5 protein-coding genes are annotated in these 2,781 nt (G+C 54.3%); all 5 read right to left on the minus strand.

Annotated elements, in window-relative coordinates; all coding sequences use genetic code 11:
- On the minus strand, positions 1–332 hold a 332-nt coding region (locus GSQ89_RS28995; protein WP_158931609.1), incomplete at its 3' end, for a hypothetical protein.
- Positions 333–356: 24 nt separating this feature from the next.
- Complete coding sequence (locus GSQ89_RS29000) at positions 357–998, minus strand: hypothetical protein (protein ID WP_158931610.1); 642 nt, start codon at positions 996–998, stop codon at positions 357–359.
- A gap of 24 nt (positions 999–1,022) precedes the next feature.
- On the minus strand, positions 1,023–1,595 hold the full coding sequence (locus tag GSQ89_RS29005; protein WP_158931611.1) for a hypothetical protein: 573 nt from the start codon (positions 1,593–1,595) through the stop codon (positions 1,023–1,025).
- A 91-nt stretch (positions 1,596–1,686) separates the two neighbouring features.
- Entirely contained in the window at positions 1,687–2,328 is a 642-nt protein-coding gene (locus GSQ89_RS29010; protein WP_158931612.1) for a hypothetical protein, read from the minus strand.
- A 14-nt stretch (positions 2,329–2,342) separates the two neighbouring features.
- Positions 2,343–2,781, minus strand: a 439-nt coding sequence (locus GSQ89_RS29015; RefSeq protein ID WP_158931613.1) for a DUF4261 domain-containing protein, incomplete at its 5' end; no start/stop codon positions are given.

Genomic DNA, 2,781 nt, shown 5'->3' on the forward strand with positions numbered 1-2,781 from the left:
ACATTTATGAAATAGTAGGCGCTGGCCAGTCGTAACTGACGCGCGATGTCGGGGTCAGCATGGATCGCGACTGGGATGAACTCGACCTGGCCAGGCGCTCGTTTCTCAATCAGCGCGCGCGCGCTCTCGGAGAACACGATGATGTTCCTGGACGTGTGGAAGATATCCGGTAGTGCTAGGTTGGCCTTCTCGACTGTCAGCAATTTGGGAAAATAAGACGCAGGGATCGGTTTGTTCTCTCGACGACATTCCAGGAAATTACCTGACATGCTCCATTTACCGAGCGTAAAGCTCGTGCCATTCCCATACGCCGGATCGAATTTATAAACCATGTCAGGCTCCAGGGTCGCAAGGTCTCAGACGGCAGGCTCAGGCGGCGGCACAATCGATGTGCCGACCTGCAAAGCATTGAGCTGACCCGGGAATTTGGCGTCGAGTTCTCGCCAAAGGGTATCTTCGACCAACACATCGACATGTCCCCGGTACTCTTTGTTGTCGAATTGCCACCAACTCTCGTGCCAGATTAACGGTCCATCTTGTAATCTCGGACGAACCTTCCACAGCCGATAGTCATCCTTCGAGCCGAACCTGTGAATACCATCTTCTCTGACTTGAAAGGGACGAATCGGCATTTCAAGCCACTGGAACCGTTGCGCCCGTCCTAAAACATTGATGAAGTAATAGGCGCTGGCCAATCGCAGCTGGCGCGCGATGTCGGGCTCAGCGTGGATCGAGACTGGGATAAACTCGGCTTGGCCGGGAGCCGATTTTTCCATCAGCGCACGCGCGAGCTCAGAGAACACGATAATGCCCCTGGACGCGTGGAAGATATCGGGCAGCGCCTGGATGGCCTTATCCACACTCAGCAATTGTGGAAAATAAGACGCGGGGATCGGCTTGTTCGCGCGCCTACATTCCAGGTGATCACCCAACGTGTCCCAATCACCAAGCGTAAAGATCGTTCCGTTCACGTATGCCGGATCGAATTTATAAACCATGTCAGGCTCCAGGGTCACAAGGTCTCAGGCGGAGGGCTCAAGCGGGCAAATTGACGTTCCGATTTGTATTGCATTGAGCTGATTCGGGAACGCTTCGTCGAGTTGCTGCCAAAGTGCATCTTCGATCAAAATCTCGAAATGTCCTCGGTATTCTTTGTCGTTGAAACGCCACCAACTTTCACGCCAAATCAGAGGCTCGCCAGGTGCTCGCTGACGAAGTTTCCACTGCGAATAGTCATCGATCATGACATGACGTTCAATACCGTCTTCACCGATTTGAAAAGGGCGTGTCGGCATTTCAAGCCATTGGAACCGTTGCGCCCGCCCTAGAATATTGAGGTAATAATAGGCGCTGGCCAAATTCGATCGAAGCGCGACGTCACGCTCGATTTGGATCTCGACCGGGATGAACTCGACCTGGCCAAGTGCCCGTTTTTCCATAAAAGTGCGCGCGCGCTCCGAGAACACGATGACGCGGCTACTCGGGCGGAAGATGTCCGGCACATCCTGGACCGGCTCATCCACTATGAGCGGTTGGGGGAAATTAGCAGCCGGGATTGGCCTATTCGCACGATAATACGCGTTAAAATCATCCAACCCGTACCACAAGGGTGAGATAAGGCCAGGGCTGTTCCCGAGTGGGGGATCGAATATATATACCATTTCATGCTCCAAGGGTCGGAAGGTCTCAGACGGAAAGCTCAGGCGATGGTGCGATCGATGTGCCGACCTGCATCGGATTCAACTGATCGGGGAATTTGGCGTCGAGTTCGTGCCAAAGTATATCTTCAACTAAAACATCGACATGTCCCCGGTATTCTTTGTTGTCGACTTGCCACCAACTTTCACGCCAGATTAAAGGCTCGCCTGATAATCTTGGACGAAGCTTCCACTGTAGATAATCATGCTTCGTGCCGAACCGTTGAATTCCGTCCTCTCTGATTGGAAACGGATCGACCGGCATTTCAAGCCACTGGAATCGTTGCGCCCGCCCCAAAACGTTGATGAAATAATACGCGCTGGCCAATTGCAACTGACGGGCGATGTCGGGCTCAGCGTGGATCGCGACCGGGATGAACTCGACTTGGCCAGGCGCCCGTTCTTCCATCAACGCGCGCGCACGCTCAGAGAACACAATAAGGCCCCTATACGTGTGGAAAATATCCGGCAGCGCTTGGGCGGCCTCGTCCACCGTGAGGGATTTTGGGAAATAAGAGGCCGGGATAGGCTTGTTCGCGCGCCTATATTCCAAATGGTCACCTGACATGTGCCACTCAGCAAGCAGAAAAATCGTACCATTCCAGGATATCGGATCAAATTTATAAACCATGTCGGACTCCAGGCTCACTGTGTCTTGGGCAGAAGGCTAAGGCGAGCAACAGGAAACGGACTAAACTCACCATTGTCCGCGTGCGCGATGGCAAAACGCGCCTGCCCGTCAACGCCGATGGTTTCGCCATCGCCGAGCCGCTTGCCGGAACGAAGCAGATATTCCGAAACAGAAAAGGCATGCTGCATGATGAAGCGCGCCTCCAAGGTGGCAGGCGCATACTCAAGCTCCCTTAAACCGAATATTCGAAGCCCGAGCGTACCGGCGGTCAGCGTCTGCCCGCCCGTCGATCCAGGCGAGCCCTTGGCGAACTCAAGCCGCACCCAGAACGGCACGGCGTTGGCACCCGGCTGGCTCAGAGCCTGACCGGAAACGGTATCGGAATCAAATCTGGTAAGGGTTAAGTCTTTGTAGACGTTGACCGGTCTCGCAGGTTGCGATTCGCTGGCTCTG

The sequence above is a fragment of the Acidisphaera sp. S103 genome (genome assembly GCF_009765975.1).
Lineage (GTDB): Bacteria > Pseudomonadota > Alphaproteobacteria > Acetobacterales > Acetobacteraceae > Rhodopila.